General features: G+C 69.0%; 15 protein-coding genes. 11 read left to right on the forward strand and 4 right to left on the reverse strand.

The features are described from left to right. Positions 1-37: 37 nt before the first annotated feature. A complete protein-coding gene (locus AC3WSN_RS03120) occupies positions 38-856 on the reverse strand; it encodes an enoyl-CoA hydratase (RefSeq protein WP_492536250.1) in 819 nt (272 codons plus the stop codon). Positions 857-1,157: 301 nt separating this feature from the next. Between AC3WSN_RS03120 and AC3WSN_RS03125 the strand changes: the two genes are divergently transcribed. After that, on the forward strand, positions 1,158-1,499 hold the full coding sequence (locus AC3WSN_RS03125; RefSeq protein ID WP_492536251.1) for a hypothetical protein: 342 nt from the start codon (positions 1,158-1,160) through the stop codon (positions 1,497-1,499). A 28-nt stretch (positions 1,500-1,527) separates the two neighbouring features. On the opposite strand, the gene AC3WSN_RS03130 is transcribed toward AC3WSN_RS03125, so the two are convergent. Further along, a complete protein-coding gene (locus AC3WSN_RS03130) occupies positions 1,528-1,995 on the reverse strand; it encodes an AMP-dependent synthetase (protein ID WP_492536252.1) in 468 nt (155 codons plus the stop codon). Between the two features lie 274 nt (positions 1,996-2,269). On the opposite strand from AC3WSN_RS03130, the gene AC3WSN_RS03135 reads away from it, so the two are divergent. Beyond that, positions 2,270-2,674: a hypothetical protein gene (locus AC3WSN_RS03135; RefSeq protein WP_192708627.1), complete on the forward strand. Its 405-nt coding sequence runs from the start codon at positions 2,270-2,272 to the stop codon at positions 2,672-2,674. Positions 2,675-2,687: 13 nt separating this feature from the next. On the opposite strand, the gene AC3WSN_RS03140 is transcribed toward AC3WSN_RS03135, so the two are convergent. After that, positions 2,688-3,377 (reverse strand): uracil-DNA glycosylase, encoded by a 690-nt coding sequence (locus tag AC3WSN_RS03140; protein WP_192708628.1) that lies wholly within the window; start codon positions 3,375-3,377, stop codon positions 2,688-2,690. Positions 3,378-3,658: 281 nt separating this feature from the next. Here AC3WSN_RS03140 and hemH point away from each other — a divergent pair, with 281 nt between their 5' ends. The 4 genes from hemH to AC3WSN_RS03160 all read left to right on the forward strand — a co-directional run bounded on the left by hemH (position 3,659) and on the right by AC3WSN_RS03160 (position 5,670). Further along, on the forward strand, positions 3,659-4,741 hold the full coding sequence (gene hemH, locus AC3WSN_RS03145) for a ferrochelatase (protein ID WP_192708629.1): 1,083 nt from the start codon (positions 3,659-3,661) through the stop codon (positions 4,739-4,741). Positions 4,742-4,834: 93 nt separating this feature from the next. After that, complete coding sequence (locus AC3WSN_RS03150; protein WP_192708630.1) at positions 4,835-4,993, forward strand: hypothetical protein; 159 nt, start codon at positions 4,835-4,837, stop codon at positions 4,991-4,993. A gap of 126 nt (positions 4,994-5,119) precedes the next feature. After that, complete coding sequence (locus AC3WSN_RS03155; protein WP_192708631.1) at positions 5,120-5,377, forward strand: type II toxin-antitoxin system ParD family antitoxin; 258 nt, start codon at positions 5,120-5,122, stop codon at positions 5,375-5,377. Next, positions 5,374-5,670 (forward strand): type II toxin-antitoxin system RelE/ParE family toxin, encoded by a 297-nt coding sequence (locus AC3WSN_RS03160; protein ID WP_492536256.1) that lies wholly within the window; start codon positions 5,374-5,376, stop codon positions 5,668-5,670. The genes AC3WSN_RS03155 and AC3WSN_RS03160 overlap by 4 nt, the downstream gene beginning before the upstream one ends. A gap of 36 nt (positions 5,671-5,706) precedes the next feature. Here AC3WSN_RS03160 and AC3WSN_RS03165 read toward each other — a convergent pair whose 3' ends face one another. Beyond that, positions 5,707-6,624, reverse strand: coding sequence for a peptidylprolyl isomerase (locus tag AC3WSN_RS03165; RefSeq protein WP_492536257.1), 918 nt, complete (start codon positions 6,622-6,624; stop codon positions 5,707-5,709). Between the two features lie 260 nt (positions 6,625-6,884). Between AC3WSN_RS03165 and secA the strand changes: the two genes are divergently transcribed. The 5 genes from secA to ahcY all read left to right on the forward strand — a co-directional run bounded on the left by secA (position 6,885) and on the right by ahcY (position 14,784). Beyond that, positions 6,885-9,776, forward strand: a complete 2,892-nt coding sequence (gene secA, locus AC3WSN_RS03170) for a preprotein translocase subunit SecA (RefSeq protein WP_492536258.1) — start codon at positions 6,885-6,887, stop codon at positions 9,774-9,776. A gap of 7 nt (positions 9,777-9,783) precedes the next feature. Then, a complete protein-coding gene (bioD, locus tag AC3WSN_RS03175) occupies positions 9,784-10,458 on the forward strand; it encodes a dethiobiotin synthase (RefSeq protein ID WP_492536259.1) in 675 nt (224 codons plus the stop codon). A gap of 111 nt (positions 10,459-10,569) precedes the next feature. Continuing rightward, a complete protein-coding gene (locus AC3WSN_RS03180; protein WP_492536260.1) occupies positions 10,570-12,513 on the forward strand; it encodes a potassium transporter Kup in 1,944 nt (647 codons plus the stop codon). Between the two features lie 306 nt (positions 12,514-12,819). Beyond that, a complete protein-coding gene (locus tag AC3WSN_RS03185; protein WP_492536262.1) occupies positions 12,820-13,224 on the forward strand; it encodes a CsbD family protein in 405 nt (134 codons plus the stop codon). 159 nt (positions 13,225-13,383) lie between these two features. Further along, positions 13,384-14,784 carry an adenosylhomocysteinase gene (gene ahcY / locus AC3WSN_RS03190; RefSeq protein WP_007566841.1) on the forward strand — a complete coding sequence of 467 codons (1,401 nt, stop codon included), beginning with the start codon at positions 13,384-13,386 and terminating at the stop codon, positions 14,782-14,784. The last annotated feature ends 221 nt before the right edge of the window (positions 14,785-15,005 follow it).

Consider the following 15,005-nt stretch of genomic DNA (forward strand, 5'->3'; position numbering starts at 1 on the left):
ACCGGCCTGCGTCGTATCGCGTCAGGCCGCGGGGAACCTACGGCTCCCAGCGCGGCGGCCGCTTGCCCAGGAAGGCGTCGATGCCCTCGTGGGCGTCGGCCATCATCATGTTCCGGGTCATGATTTCGGCGGTGTAGCCGTAGGCCTCCTCCAGGCCCATCTCGATCTGGCGGCCGAACGCCTCCTTGCCGATCGCCAGGACGCGCCGCGCCTTGCCGGCGATCCGGGTCGCGAGGGCGCCGACCGCCGCGTCGAGATCCGCCTGCGGCACGACGCGGTTGACGAGGCCGATCCGCAGCGCCTCGGCAGCGTCGATCGGCTCGCCGACGAGAAGCATCTCCAGGGCGGCCTTGCGCGACACGGCCCGCGAGAGGGCCACCATCGGGGTCGAGCAGAACAGGCCGATCTGCACGCCGGGCGTCGCGAAGCGGGTCTCCTCGGCACAGACGGCGAGGTCGCAGGTCGCCACGAGCTGGCAGCCGGCGGCGGTCGCGATGCCGTGGACCCGGGCGATCACCGGCTGCGGCAGGCGCGTGAGGCTCAGCATCAGCCGGGCGCAGGTGCGGAACACCGCCTCGGTCGCCTCCCGCGACGGATCGGCGCGCATCTCCTTGAGATCGTGGCCGGCGCAGAAGGCGGGACCGGCCCCCTGGAGGACCACGACGCGAATCCCGGGATCCGCACGGATCGCGTCGAGCTGGTCCTGGAGCGCACCCATCAGGGCCATCGACAGGGCGTTGCGGGCCTGGGGCCGGTTCAGGGTCAGCGTCGCGATCCCGTCGGCGTCCTCGCGCAGCAGGATCGGTTCGTCCGAGCTGGCCGAGGCGGGCGGGACCGTGGACAGGGCTGCGGTCATGAGCGCGTCTCCCGATGCCGGCCGCCGTGGCGTGTGCGGCCGATCCTGTGGCCCGAGGATTAGCACGCGGGCCGAGCCCCAGCGATGCCGCCGGACTGGACGGACTGCCTCAAGGAAGGTGAAACCGCTGGTCTGGCAAGCTTATCAGGCCGATCCACGCGGGAGATCGCACGTAGCGGCTGCGATCGGGGATCTGAGCCAAGATGGTGCTGCCGTTCGTCGGCTTCGCGCCCGCCTGCGCTTCGGTCCGCGGCCGTCGCATGACGGGATCGCGATCCTCAGCGCCGTCGCGGGCGCCTTCGTGGCGGAGCGGCAGGTCGCCCTGCACGTCGTCCCCGGCACCGGCGGCTTCGGCTCGACCCTGCTCGGGCTGCATTTCTACACGCTGGCGCTCATCGCCTTCGTCGTCCTGATCGTCGGCGTGGGCGTGCTGCTCCTCGGCGACGGGGTCCTCCGGGCAGAGCTCCGGGCGGACAACGGCGGGGCCGGCCGATTCGATGCGGCGTGCCTGCTGCTGTTCCTCGGCGTCGTCCTCGCCAATGCCGTGTCGATGGCGGCGGAATGGGGCACCGGCCTCTGCCCGGACGACCCCACGCGTTACGAGGCGCTGGACAGCTGGCTGGGGCACGCCGGCCCGCGCTGACGGCGCGGAACGGAACTCGCCTCGCGCCCTACGCCAGCTCGGCCAGCGCCAGATCGAGGCTCGCGAAATCGGCGCCCGGCCCGTTCCACCAGACCGGGGGATAGGCGGACAGCTGACCCATCAATCCGGCATAGGCCTGCGCGAGCGCCGTATCGACGATCACCAGGGCAGCGCCCGACAACGACAGGCTGTCGGTCGGCGCGTCGCCGAGACGGCTCCCGTCCAGGCAGTTGACGCGAAGGCCGAGGCGGGTGAGACCGAGGCGCATGGCCTCCGCCTGCCCGAGATCCTGCACCAGAAGCGCGACGGTGTCGCCGGCGCGGAGGCCCTCGCCGATGGCCCAGCGTGCGACCCGGTGCGGGCAGACCGGGGCTGCGGCCCCGGCGCCGCGCCGGTCGGCGGCACCAGGCCCGGCCGTGCCGGTCCGGAAGAGGCGAGCCGGGTCCTTGGGGGCCGGGACCGGAAGTGATGCGGCAGAGGAGTTGACGCCGTACATGCGATGCAGACCGCCTGGATCTGGATAGATCGTGACGTCTGGCGTGACGCGGGCAGGTTAACACTCTCTCTCACGGCGCGGCCCAGCCGGAACACGGGTGCATTTTCGGCCGCTCCACGGCCCTGGACTGCACCTATGGCCAACAGGTCATGAAAATCGGGCCGTCGTTTGCAGGCAAATTCGGTCGCATTGGCGAATGGCCGGCATGGTCCTATGTCCCGCCCGCCCGAGGCGACCCGCCAGAGTTCGCCCGTCTTCGAGGAAACAACTCCGCATGCGCCACATCGCCCTTCCCGCTGCCCTGATTCTCGCCGCCGTCCCGGCTCAGGCGCAGATCCGCAACGCGCCGGGCCCGCGCGCTCTGGAATTCGCCGCCTACATCTTCGCCGCCTCGAATGTCTGCGGCTACCGGATCGGCAGCGACCAGTTCGAGGCGCTGCTGGCGAAGCAGAACGTGCAGATCGCTGATGTCCAGCCGCGGGGTCCGTTCGGCAACCGCGTGCAGACCATGTTCACGCTGATGTCGAACCAGATGGTGCAGAACCGCGATCAGGCCTGCATTGCGGTGGCCGGCGAGTACGGCCCCGAGGGCACCGTCGCCAAGAACGTGCTGCTGCCGGCCGGCCAGGATTCGAGCGCTCCGGCGGCCAAGCCGGCGGAGACCGCAAAGCCCCAGTGAGCGTCGGCGGCACTCAGCCGAGGCGCCAGTCGATCGGAGAGCCGCCGTGCTCGGAAAGCCAGCGGTTGGCCCGCCCGAACGGGTCCGAGCCGGGAAAATCCCGGGCGCGGTTGAGCGGCGAGGGATGACCGCTCTCGAAAACGCCGTGGCGGCGCGGATCGATCAGCGCCGCCCGGGCGCGGGCCTGGGCGCCCCAGAGCAGGAAGACCGAGGGCTCGGGACGCGCCGAGATTGCGGCGACCGCCTCGTCGGTCAGCGCCGCCCAGCCGTAGCGGAGATGCGCCCCGGCCTTGCCGGCCTCGACGGTGAGCGCGCTGTTGAGGAGAAGGACGCCCTGCCGCGCCCAGGGCGTCAGGTCGCCGCCCGCGGAACGGTCCGAGCCGGCCTCCGCCAGGATCACCTTCAGCGAGGCGGGCAGGCGGCCCGAGCCCACGAACGAGAAGGCGAGGCCGTTGGCGTCGCCGGGAGTCGGGTAGGGATCCTGCCCGAGAATCACCGCGCGCACCGCCGGCAGCGGCGTCTCGGTCAGGGCGCGGAAGATCCGGTCTGGCGCCGGCAGCACGCGGGCACCCGCGGCGATGCGGGCATCGACGCGCGCCGCCACGGCGTCGGCCTGCCCCCCTGCGAAGAACGGCAGCGCCAGCCAGGGCGAGCCGGAGGCGCGGAAGGCGGCGAGGGCGTCGGCTACGGGCGTGTCGGTCATAGGGTCTCGCGGTGGACGGTGCGGCCGGGATCGGCGGCGGCCGCTCTCCGCCACCGGGGTGGCGGTTGCGGCTGGCGGCGACAAAGGGTTAGGGACAGGGGTCGAGCGCGCGGCGCCTCACGGTGCGGCATGTCGCGTCCGGTCTTCGCCGGGCGGCATCGCACCCTACATGGAGCGCACCCGACAGGGGCAAGCCTCCGGTCCAGGCCCAAGCGCACGCGCCGGCCCCCGGATATCCGAAGCCAGAGGAAGGACACGGCGCGCGGCGCCGGAACGATGCCATGAACGAACGCGTCGAACCCGCCGCGCTGGCGAATGGCCGGCCCCTGACGACTCTCAAGCCCGCGGCGGACGGCCTGCCGGCCGACCACCCGAAGGTGGCCTGGGGCCGTGTCGGCGTCCTGCTGATGAATCTCGGCACGCCGGAGGGCACGACCTACTGGCCCATGCGCCGGTACCTCAAGGAGTTCCTGTCGGACCGGCGGGTGATCGAGGTGCCGCGGCTGATCTGGTGGCCGCTGCTCAACCTCGTCATCCTGACGAAGCGTCCCAAGCCGAAGGGGCGCGACTATGCCAGCGTCTGGAACAACGTCCTGAACGAGGGCCCGCTCAAGACCATCACCCGCGGCCAGAGCGAGCGCCTACAGGCCGCCATGGGCGATTCCGTGGTGGTCGATTGGGCGATGCGCTACGGCAAGCCCGAGGTCGCCGGTCGAATCCAGGCCCTGCTCGATCAGGGCTGCGACCGCATCCTGCTGGTGCCGCTCTATCCGCAATACGCCGCCGCCACCTCGGCGACCGCCTGCGATCAGGCGTTCCGCGCCCTGATGGACATGCGCTGGCAGCCGACGGTGCGGGTGTCGCCGCCCTATCACGACGATCCGGTCTACATCGCCGCGATGGCCGATTCGATCCGCGAGGGTCTGGCGAAGCTCGATTTCGAGCCGGAGGTGATCCTCACCTCGTTCCACGGGGTGCCGCGGAGCTACCTGCTCAAGGGCGATCCCTACCATTGCCAGTGCCACAAGACCGGCCGGCTGATCCGGGAGAAGCTCGGCCTGTCGCCGGACAAGATGCGGGTGACCTTCCAGTCGCGCTTCGGCAACGAGGAATGGCTGAAGCCCTACACCGACGAGACGGTGATGGAGCTGGCGAAATCCGGCGTGAAGCGCATGGCGATCGTCGCCCCGGGCTTCACGGCGGATTGCCTGGAGACGCTGGAGGAGCTCGACGGCGAGAACCGCCACTATTTCGAGGAGAATGGCGGCGAGAAGTTCGCCTACATCCCGTGCCTGAACGACAGCGACCTCGGCATGAAGGTCATCGAGCACGTGGTGCGCCGCGAGCTTCAGGGCTGGGTCTGACGATCGCGCGAGAACGCCGCTTGCGGGCCGGCCAAGCCCCCCTATTATTTTCCTAAGCCGGACGGGTCAGTCGATCCGGCGCGGGAGGATAACATGGCGTTCTTCATCGGCATCGCGTGCCCGTGGCTGCTGATCGCGGTGCTCGACAGGATTGCCGAAGGGCGCCGCGGCGACGAGCTCGCCGCGCTTGGGGTGACGCCGCAGGCCGCGCCGGAACGGTCGAGCTATCTGGTCCCCGATCGGCCGTATTGACGGGCTCGACCGAGTCTCCGGACCCGTGATGTCGGCCGAGAAGCGCGGCACAAAGCTGCGCTTTCCAATGGTCGGATGCGATGGGCTTCGGTTATCTTGGACGGATCCGCCCATCAGGAGGACGCGATGATTCGTGCCGAGCTCGGGGATCAGCTTGAGGCCTTCGTGATGCGGCTGGTCGAGACCGGCCGATACACTTCGGAGAGCGAGGTGCTGCGGGAAGGTGTCCGCTTGATCCGCGACCGGGAAGCGAGCCTCGCCGCTCTGGATCGATCGATCACGATCGCCCTCGCTCAGGCTCAGGCCGGGCAGACCAAGTCGGCCGAAGAGGTCTTCGACCGGCTGGAGAGCAAGTATCGTTCGCTCGGCGCCGGGACAGAATGATCGTCCGTTTCACGGACGCGGCGGAACACGATCTGGAAGCGCTCGGCGACTACATCGCGCAGGACAATCCGAAGCGCGCACTCAGTTTCGTGCGGGAACTGCGCGAGGCCTGCTTGGCGCTGGCTGATTTCCCCGAACGCTTTCCGCTGGTCCCCCGCTACAAGGACCGCGGCGTTCGACGGCGTGTGCAGGGCGACTACCTGATCTTCTACAGGGTTGAGACCGATAACGTCGTCATCCTGCACATCCTGCGTGGCACAGTGGATCATGCCACACGCCTTTTCCCATCCTGACCGGACTGTCCGGCCCGACCGTCAACCGCGCTCGGATCAGGGCTTCTTGGGCTCCGGCGCGGATTCGGCCGGGGCCGGCGGCGCGTCCATGCGCTCGATCTTCGCCTCTGCGCGCAGCTTCAGGATCATGTCCTGCTGAGCCTTGCGGATCAGGTGCTGATCGATCTGCTCCTTGAGCTCGTCGAAGTTGGGCTGCGGCTTGGTCCGCTTCTCCTCGACCTTGATCACGTGCCAGCCGAACTGCGTCTTGATCGGGTCGGAGACCTGGCCGGCCTTCATCGCGAAGGCCGCGTTGGCGAAGTCCGGGACCATCCGCTCCTTGGTGAACCAGCCGAGATCACCGCCCTCGGTCTTCGAGCCCGGATCCTTCGACGCCTCGGCCGCGACCTTGGCGAAATCCTCGCCGCCCTTGATGCGGGCCGCGATCTTCTTCGCCTCGGCCTCGTTGTCCACGAGGATGTGGCGGGCATGCACCTCCTCCTCGGGCTTCATCAGCTTGACGGTCTGGTCGTAGATCGCGTGCTCCGCCTCGGGCGTGACCGCGCGCTTGGCCTCCTGCTCCAGGTAGTCGTCGAGCAGGAGCTTGTCGCGGAAATAGGCGAGCTTGCGCTTGAACTCCGGCGTGTCGCCGATCTTGGCGGCCTCGGCCGCCTGCGCGCCGACCCGCAGGTCGACCATGTAGTCGACGAGCAGGTTCTTCTTCTGCGCGTCGTCGACGCCCGGCAGCGACAGGGCCGGGTCCTCGGCCGCGATGGCGAGATCGCCCTGCGTGATCGGCTTGCCGTTGACGGTCGCCGCGACCGAGTCCGGCCCGGGCGCGGCGGCGGGCGTGTTCGCCGCGGGCGTCGAGGCCGGTGCCGGGACCTTCTGCGGCGTCTGCGCCAGCGCGAATCCCGGCATCGCGAGCATGACGGCGAGCGCGCTGGCGCGCCGGAGGAGGGCGGTGTTCGGCATGCGGGCGAAGTCTCCGACTGACGTCTCGTGCCGCCCCGATCGGGCCGGGCGACAGGCCGCGGCACAGGTGGCCCGCGTCGCGCGAGAAGGCAAGCGCTGCCGTTCCGTGCATCCCGGAACCGTGACCGTACCGACCCGCGTTGAGGGCTGCCCCTTTCAGGTGCACCGGGCGATGTTTACCTCTATAAGCCCGGCCAACTCCGTCCAGGCCGGCCCGCCACGCTCACCCGTGGGCGGGCTCGCGCGTCCGCAGGTCAACGATGCTCGGCTCGATCGCCAAGAAGATTTTCGGCTCCTCCAACGACCGGCGCGTCAAGGGCTACCGCCCCCGCGTGGCGCAGATCAACGCGCTGGAACCGGAGATCCAGGCCCTGTCGGACGAGGCCCTGCGCGCCCGCACCGACATGCTGAAGGCCGAGCTCGCCGCCGGCAAGAGCCTCGACGACATCCTGGTGCCGGCCTTCGCCACAGTGCGCGAGGCCGCCAAGCGGGTCTTCGGCCAGCGCCACTTCGACGTGCAGCTGATCGGCGGCATGGTGCTGCACGAGGGTGGCATCGCCGAGATGAAGACCGGCGAGGGCAAGACCCTGGTGGCGACGCTGCCGGTCTACCTGAACGCGCTCGAGGGCAAGGGCGTCCATGTCGTCACCGTCAACGACTACCTCGCCTCCCGCGACGCCGAGTGGATGGGCCAGGTCTACCGGTTCCTCGGCCTCTCCGTCGGCACGATCGTCCACGGGCTCGACGACGCGCAGCGCAAGGACGCTTACGCCTGCGACATCACCTACGGCACCAACAACGAGTACGGGTTCGACTACCTGCGCGACAACATGAAGTACGAGATGTCTCAGCTGGCGCAGCGGGGGCATAATTTCGCGATCGTCGACGAGGTCGACTCGATCCTGATCGACGAGGCGCGCACGCCGCTGATCATCTCCGGCCCGGTGGATGACCGGTCGGAACTCTACGTGTCGGTCGACGCGCTGATGCCGCGCCTGCGCAAGGAGTTCTACGACCTCGACGAGAAGCAGCGCACGGTCTCACTGACCGAGGAGGGCAACGAGTTCATCGAGGAGGCGATGCGCGAGGCCGGCCTCCTGAAGGAGGGCGACCTCTACGACGCCCACAACGTCACCCTGGTCCACCACGTGAACCAGGCCCTGCGGGCCAACACGCTGTTCACCCGGGACAAGGACTACATCGTCAAGAACGACGAGGTGGTGATCATCGACGAGTTCACCGGCCGCATGATGCAGGGCCGGCGCTACTCGGAGGGGCTCCATCAAGCGCTTGAGGCCAAGGAGCGGGTCACGATCCAGCCCGAGAACCAGACGCTCGCGTCGATCACCTTCCAGAACTACTTCCGCCTCTACAAGAAGCTCGCCGGCATGACCGGCACGGCCTCCACCGAGGCCGACGAGTTCGCCGAGATCTACAAGCTCGACGTGGTCGACATCCCGACCAACAAGGAGGTCGAGCGCGTCGACGAGGACGACGAGGTCTACCGGACCGTCGGGGAGAAGTATGAGGGCATCATCGCCGAGATCGACAAGGCGCATGCGCGCCATCAGCCGATCCTGGTCGGCACCGGCTCGATCGAGAAGTCGGAGCACCTCGCCGAGATGCTCAAGAAGGCCGGCTACAGCCTGCTCGACTATTCCGACCCGAACGCGCTGACCGACGTCTACGCCGCTGCCCGCGAGGGCCGGGTGACCAAGCGCTTCGCCGTGCTGAACGCCCGCTTCCACGAGCAGGAGGCCTACATCGTGGCCGAGGCGGGCGTCCCCGGCGCGATCACCATCGCCACCAACATGGCCGGCCGCGGCACCGACATCAAACTCGGCGGCAACCTCGAGATGCGGATCGAGAAGGAGCTCGGCCACCTCGCGGACGGGCCGGAGCGCGACGCCGCCATCGCGGCGATCAAGCAGGAGATCGCCGAGAACCGCGCCAAGGTGCTGGCCTCCGGCGAGCCGGCCGATCCGGAAGCGGGCCGCAAGAAGGCGCTGCCCGGCGGCCTCTACATCATCGGCACAGAGCGCCACGAGTCGCGGCGCATCGACAACCAGCTGCGCGGCCGCTCCGGCCGTCAGGGCGATCCCGGCCGCTCGAAGTTCTACCTGTCGCTTCAGGACGACCTGATGCGGATCTTCGGCTCCGACCGGATGGACGGGATGCTGCAGAAGCTCGGCCTGGAGCAGGGCGAGGCGATCATCCACCCCTGGATCAACAAGGCGATCGAGAAGGCGCAGCAGAAGGTCGAGGCGCGCAACTTCGACATGCGCAAGAACGTGCTCAAGTACGACAACGTCATGAACGACCAGCGCAAGGTCGTGTTCGAGCAGCGCCGTGACTTCATGGGCCAGGACAGCGTCCGCGACACCGTGGACGAGATGCGCGAGGGCGTGATCGACGATCTCGTCGCCCGCCACATCCCCGAGAACGCCTACGCCGAGCAGTGGGATACCGCCGGCCTGCGCGAGCAGGTGAAGGACATCCTCAACCTCGACGTGCCGGTCGAGGACTGGGCCAAGGAGGAGGGCATCGCCGATGAGGAGATGCGCGAGCGCCTGCTCAAGGCCGCCGAGTCGGCCTATGCCGAGCGGACCGAGAAGAACGGCGCCGAGGTCACGGCCTATATCGAGAAGCAGGTCCTGCTCCAGACCCTGGACCACCTGTGGCGCGAGCACCTCGTGACCCTGGATCACCTGCGGCAGGTGATCGGCTGGCGCGGCTTCGCCCAGCGCGACCCGCTGAACGAGTACAAGTCCGAGGCGTTCGACCTGTTCAACGGGCTCGTGACCGCCCTGCGCGAGCAGGTCACCGCGCAGCTCTCGCGGGTCGAGATCATGATGCAGGAGCCGCAGGCGGAATACCCGGCCGGCGGCCCGGCGCTGCCGTCGATGTTCGCCCAGCATCTCGATCCGGTGACCGGCGAGAACGAGATGGACTACGCCGGTCAGGGCTCGGGCAGCGACGGCGGCGGTGGTCCGGCCTACGGCTTCGCCGCGCAGGGCCTGGCCGCGGACGGGGCGGTGCTGGAGCGCGATCCCACCGACGCCGCCACCTGGGGCCGCGTCGGCCGCAACGAGCCGTGCCCCTGCGGCTCGGGCAAGAAGTACAAGCACTGCCACGGCAGCCTGCAGGCTTGAGGCCGGCATGCCCGCGCGGGCGGTCTTCATCGCGGGGGCCGGGACGGAGATCGGCAAGACCTACGTCACCGCGGCCCTGACCCGGCGCCTTCGGGCGCTGGGCCGGCCGGTCCGGACCCTGAAGCCGCTCGCGAGCGGAGTCCCGCCGCTCGGCGATCCCGGCTTCGCCGAGAGCGACACCGCCCGACTGCTCGACGCCCAGGATCTTGCCCTCGACGAGGCGGCCGTTGCGGCGTGCTCACCCTGGCGGTTCTCGGCGCCGCTCTCGCCCGATCAGGCGGCGGCGCTGGAGGGGCGGTCCCTCGACCTCGCCGACCTCGTCGGCTGGTGCCGCGCGCAGATCGCCGGCACACGCGAGGGCACGCTCCTGATCGAGGGCGTCGGCGGCCTCATGAGCCCGGTGACCGAGACAGCCACGGGTCTCGATTGGCTGCGGGCGCTCGGCGTTCCGGCCCTTCTGGTTTCCGGCAGCTATCTCGGGGCGATCAGTCACGCGCTCACCGCCTGCGAAACCCTGCGCCTGCACGCGATTCCCCTGCTCGCCGTGGCGGTCAGCGAGAGCGAGGGGGCGCCGGCACCGGCCAGCACGGTGGCGGGCGCGATCGCCCGCCATGCCGGCGCGCCGGTCTTCTGCCTGAGACGCGGTGAGCCCTGTCCCGACAGCCTCGCCGACCTGATCTGAAGCGCCAAGGATCGTGACCGCCGCGGCGCTGGACGGCTTGGCCGCAGCCGCTACTTCTTCGACGGAGGCGCCGCATCCCGGACCCGAGGGGCGCCTTGCCGGAGTCCTGCGTTGAGTCAGTCCCTTGCCCCCGCGGCGCATTCCGGGTCCCAGGCTGCTTCGGACGGCGACGCGCCGACGCGCGGCCAATTGCGGCCCGCCCTCATCCTGGGCGCGCTGGGTGTGGTCTACGGCGACATCGGCACGAGCCCGCTCTACGCGTTCAAGGAGGCGGTGAAGGCGGCGACGGCCGGCGGCGCCTCGGTGCCGGCGGCGGCCACGGGTGCGGTGTCGCTGATCCTGTGGTCGCTGATCCTGATCGTGTCGCTGAAATACGCGGTGCTGATCCTGCGCGCCGACAACCGCGGCGAGGGCGGCATCGTCGCCATGCTGGCGCTGCTGGGCGCGCGGCAGGCGCGGCCGGGGACCTGGAAGGCGCTGCTTCTGGTGGTCGGGCTCGTGGGCGCGGCTTTGCTCTACGGTGACGGGGCGATCACGCCGGCGATCTCGGTGCTGTCGGCGATCGAGGGCCTGAAGGTCGACGCGCCCGCGCTCGGGCCGTTCGTGGTGCCGATCACGCTGGTGATCCTGGTCGGGCTGTTCCTGGTCCAGCACAAGGGCGTGGCCGCCATCGGCCGGGTGTTCGGGCCCGTCATGCTGGTCTGGTTCGTCGTGCTGGCGCTGCTCGGAACCGTCGGCATCGTCCGCCATCCCGAGGTGCTCGCGGCCGCCAACCCGTTTCACGCGCTCGACTTCATGCTGCACGCCGGCGTGCACGTCAGCTTCGCCATGCTCGGCGCGGCCTTCCTGGCGGTGACCGGCGGCGAGGCGATGTATGCCGATCTCGGGCATTTCGGCGCGATGCCGATCCGCCTCTCCTGGTTCGCGCTGGTCCTGCCCGCGCTGATGCTCAACTATTTCGGCCAGGGCGCGCTGCTGATCGGCACCCCCGACGCGATCGAGAACCCGTTCTTCCGGCTGTGCCCGGATTGGGGCCACCTGCCGCTCATCGCACTGGCCACGATGGCGACGATCATCGCGTCTCAGGCGATCATCTCGGGCGTATTCTCGCTGACCCAGCAATCGGTCCAGCTCGGCTTCCTCCCGGCGATGCGCATCGTGCAGACGGCCCGGGAGGAGCGCGGACAGATCTACGTCCCGATGGTGAACTGGCTCCTGGCGGCCGCGACCTTCGTGGCGGTGGTGATGTTCGGCTCGTCCGACGCGCTGGCCGGCGCCTACGGGATCGCGGTCTCGATGCTCATGGCGATCACCACGCTGCTGGCCGCGCTGATCGCCCTGCGCTGGGGCTACAGCCCACTTCTGGTGGTCGCGGTGAACGGCTTCTTCCTCGCGATCGACGCGGTGTTCTTCGCCGCCAACAGCGTGAAGATCCTGGAGGGCGGCTGGTTTCCCCTCATTCTCGCGGGCGTCGTGTCCCTGATGATGCTGACGTGGAAGAAGGGCAACGAGCTCGTCGAGAAGGCGCGGGTCGCCCTGAGGCTGCCGGAGGATGTGTTCCTCGCCGGACTTCAGCACCGCGATCTGCTGCGCCTGCCGGGCACCGCAGCCTTCCTCTCGGCGGCGGAGCACGGCATTCCGCTGCACCTCTCGCGGTTCGTGGAGCGCAACCACGCCTTGATGGAGCGCATCCTGATCATCACCGCGCTCTACGAAGAGACGCCCACCGTCCCGAAGGATCGGCGTGCTCACGTGACGATCCTGGCGCCGGACTTCTACCGGGTCATCCTGCGCTACGGCTTCATGGAGGAGGCTTCGATCCCGGAGGGTCTGGCCTGCGCGGTGGAGTCCCGGCACCTGCCGCCGCACGTCCTCGACGACATGACCATCTTCGTCGGCCACGAGACGATCATCCCGCGCAAGGACAAACGCGGCATGGCGCCCTGGCGGGAAAACCTGTTCGCCTTCATGCAGCGCAACGCCGAGCGCACCGGCGCCTTCTTCGGCGTGCCGACCCGGCAGGTCGTGGAGGTCGGGACCGAGATCGAGATCTAGGCGTCGGGGCGGCCGCCCGACGCGCGCGCAAGTCTCCGCCGCTTCCGTCGTGTGATGTCGCCAAGTCCAAACGGGACAACGGTCGGCAACCCGCCCTGAAAGGTTTGCGGTAGCGGTCGCCTGCACAGGACGTGACATGGATCGGCGCGGCGCGGCAGGCGGTACGTGGCGCCGTTCCTTGCCTGCCGATGCACGGAAACTTGAGCGGGCAATGCGGGACGGCGCGGAACCGTGGCCGCCGGGCCTCGTTGCGCCCCGACGCAGGCGACGCGCCCACGCGGCGTGCGCCGGATCGGAGGGACGAGGATGAACAGAGATCATTTCGAAGGCGGCCTTCGCCATCTGCGGGGCCGAGCCAAGACCACGGCGGGAGCGGTTCGCGGTCGGGCCGGCGACCAGTTCGACGGCGCCTACGATCAGGCGACCGGAGCGGCGCAATACGCCTACGGGGAAGCGCGCGACGCGGTAAGCGACCTGCGCCACGGCGGCGAGCACCTCGTGGAGGAGGGACGCACCCGGTTCCGTCAGGTCAGCGAGCGGAGCCATGCCCTCGCCGACGAGGCCATCGAGCGCGGACAACAGTACCGCGACCAAGCCGTCCGCCACGGCCGGACCCTCGCGCGGCGCGCGGACCAGAACCGCGGCACGACGCTGGCGCTCGTGGCCGCCATGGCCTTCGGCCTCGGCTGGCTGGCGCGGCCGACCCGCTGAGCCGCCCTGCGCGGTGGCGCCGAAGGCGGGGCAGCCGGTCGTGCGGCTGCCCCGCCGGGCGGAACGCATAAAGACATCTTTATGTCTTGATTGCTTCGTATCCCGCGAAGTGGTAGGGGCTTCGCCCGAACCGCAACGCGAACACGGAGCCATCGACTCATGGCCAAGGATTACATCGTCAAGGACATCGGGCTGGCCGATTACGGCCGCAAGGAGATCTCGATCGCCGAGACGGAGATGCCGGGCCTGATGGCGGTCCGCGAGGAGTACGGCGCCGCGCAGCCCCTGAAGGGCGCGAAGATCGCCGGCTCGCTCCACATGACGATCCAGACCGCCGTGCTGATTGAGACCCTGAAGGCGCTCGGCGCCGACATCCGCTGGGTCTCCTGCAACATCTACTCGACCCAGGACCACGCCGCCGCCGCCATCGCGGCCGCCGGCATTCCGGTCTTCGCCGTGAAGGGCGAGACCCTGGAGGAGTACTGGGATTACACCTCGCGCCTGTTCGACTGGCATGACGGCGGCATGCCGAACATGATCCTCGACGACGGCGGCGACGCGACCATGTTCGTCCATCTCGGCCTGCGCGCCGAGAACGGCGACACCGCCTTCCTCGACAAGCCGGAGAGCGAGGAGGAAGAGATCTTCTTCGCGCTGCTCAAGAAGAAGCTCGCCGAGAAGCCGAAGGGCTGGTTCGCAGGCCTCGCCGACAGCATCAAGGGCGTCTCCGAGGAGACCACCACGGGCGTCCACCGCCTCTACGTGCTGGCCAAGGAGGGCAAGCTGCTCTTCCCGGCGATCAACGTGAACGACTCGGTCACCAAGTCGAAGTTCGACAACCTCTACGGCTGCAAGGAATCTCTGGTCGACGGCATCCGCCGCGGCACCGATGTGATGATGGCCGGCAAGGTCGCCATGGTCGCGGGCTTCGGCGACGTCGGCAAGGGCTCGGCCGCGTCCCTGCGCAACGCCGGCTGCCGCGTGCTCGTGTCGGAGATCGACCCGATCTGCGCGCTCCAGGCCGCCATGGAGGGCTACGAGGTCGTGACCATGGAGGATGCCGCCCCGCGCGCCGACATCTTCGTCACCGCCACCGGCAACAAGGACATCATCACCATCGACCACATGCGGGCGATGAAGGACCGGGCGATCGTCTGCAACATCGGCCACTTCGATAACGAGATTCAGGTCGCCGGCCTCAAGAATCTCAAGTGGTCGAACATCAAGCCGCAGGTGGACGAGATCACCTTCGCCGACGGCCACCGCATCATCCTCCTGTCGGAGGGGCGGTTGGTGAACCTCGGCAACGCGACCGGTCACCCGTCCTTCGTGATGTCGGCCTCGTTCACCAACCAGACGCTGGCCCAGATCGAGCTTTGGACCAACCCGGGCAAGTACCAGAAGCAGGTCTACACCCTGCCCAAGACCCTCGACGAGAAGGTCGCGGCTCTGCACCTGGAGAAGATCGGCGTGAAGCTGTCGAAGCTCCGCCCCGATCAGGCCGCCTATATCGGCGTGTCCGAGTCCGGCCCGTTCAAGCCCGAGCACTACCGTTACTGAGGACGCTGCGGCCCGGGTTCGGCGCAATCCTGCGTCGAACCACCGGTTGCATGTCTGAATCTCGACAGACGGTCTCGGCCGTCGGAATCGACTACACTTCGAGGCCCGGCGCGCTGCGTCGGGCCTCGCCGTTTGTCAACCTCTGTATGCGAGATCGAACTGTGTCTTCTGTGTGTCGTTAACGGCTGATTATGCGCATCTTGCCAGAAGGCACGCTTCGT

Source organism: Methylobacterium sp. FW102-HT35C08, assembly GCF_058790235.1.

Coding starts and splice junctions, on each gene's coding strand:
- bioD (WP_492536259.1), top strand. CDS start 9,784: ATGCCCGCGCGGGCGGTCTTCATCGCGGGGGCCGGGACGGAGATCGGC.
- AC3WSN_RS03120 (WP_492536250.1), bottom strand. CDS start 856: ATGACCGCAGCCCTGTCCACGGTCCCGCCCGCCTCGGCCAGCTCGGAC.
- AC3WSN_RS03150 (WP_192708630.1), top strand. CDS start 4,835: ATGGCGTTCTTCATCGGCATCGCGTGCCCGTGGCTGCTGATCGCGGTG.
- ahcY (WP_007566841.1), top strand. CDS start 13,384: ATGGCCAAGGATTACATCGTCAAGGACATCGGGCTGGCCGATTACGGC.
- secA (WP_492536258.1), top strand. CDS start 6,885: ATGCTCGGCTCGATCGCCAAGAAGATTTTCGGCTCCTCCAACGACCGG.
- AC3WSN_RS03140 (WP_192708628.1), bottom strand. CDS start 3,377: ATGACCGACACGCCCGTAGCCGACGCCCTCGCCGCCTTCCGCGCCTCC.
- AC3WSN_RS03130 (WP_492536252.1), bottom strand. CDS start 1,995: ATGTACGGCGTCAACTCCTCTGCCGCATCACTTCCGGTCCCGGCCCCC.
- hemH (WP_192708629.1), top strand. CDS start 3,659: ATGAACGAACGCGTCGAACCCGCCGCGCTGGCGAATGGCCGGCCCCTG.
- AC3WSN_RS03155 (WP_192708631.1), top strand. CDS start 5,120: ATGATTCGTGCCGAGCTCGGGGATCAGCTTGAGGCCTTCGTGATGCGG.
- AC3WSN_RS03135 (WP_192708627.1), top strand. CDS start 2,270: ATGCGCCACATCGCCCTTCCCGCTGCCCTGATTCTCGCCGCCGTCCCG.
- AC3WSN_RS03160 (WP_492536256.1), top strand. CDS start 5,374: ATGATCGTCCGTTTCACGGACGCGGCGGAACACGATCTGGAAGCGCTC.
- AC3WSN_RS03165 (WP_492536257.1), bottom strand. CDS start 6,624: ATGCCGAACACCGCCCTCCTCCGGCGCGCCAGCGCGCTCGCCGTCATG.
- AC3WSN_RS03185 (WP_492536262.1), top strand. CDS start 12,820: ATGAACAGAGATCATTTCGAAGGCGGCCTTCGCCATCTGCGGGGCCGA.